Annotated in this window: 1 protein-coding gene; it reads left to right on the top strand. The window is 39.1% G+C overall.

Going from position 1 to position 578, the window contains the following annotated elements:
- Window positions 1-257 precede the first annotated feature (257 nt).
- On the top strand, window positions 258-578 hold a 321-nt coding region (locus E5J99_RS21710; RefSeq protein ID WP_210114512.1), incomplete at its 3' end, for a hypothetical protein.

Raw genomic sequence — 578 nt, 5'->3', positions numbered from 1 at the left:
ACAGGCCCTCTCTCAGGCTATCGACTGCATTACCAGCCGGGACGCCCGGAACTGGTTTGACCACTGCGGCTATCACACACAAGCCGGCAAACGATAAGGATACATGGTTCACGAATCTGCTATAATTCCCAAACGCGCTTTAGTATTCTCAGTAAATGGAATTATATTATTGAATAAGTCACCCTATACAGCAAAATGCTTAGCGCGTTCAGGCACAATTTAGACAAACACAAATCACGAATAACCTTCTTGCGTTTTTGATATTATTTTCTTTTTCAAATCCATTTCTATCTACTTATAAAGAATCATACATATATACATCCATTCAAGGTGACGTAAAGATAAAAGTGATTTTAAAAAGGACAAAAAATGGCAGCTTATATAAAGCAAGAACTGTACTGAGTAAATCCCAATATAACACCAATCCTATTTTTCCATTTGATTATCTGTCAAGGGGCTTAGGAAGAAGGAGTCAAGAAAATGGGCGTAACTTCCTGTTATGCAGCTTGCTAACCGCTACTATAAGTGCAGCAAAATTTCGACCCTTAAATTTCGCTATTTGCTGCGCCTGTTTGCCC

It is taken from the genome of Hymenobacter elongatus (assembly GCF_004745955.1).
Lineage (GTDB): Bacteria > Bacteroidota > Bacteroidia > Cytophagales > Hymenobacteraceae > Hymenobacter > Hymenobacter elongatus.
Note: the sequence above shows the minus strand (reverse complement) of the source record. Positions and strands in the feature narration are given on the sequence as shown.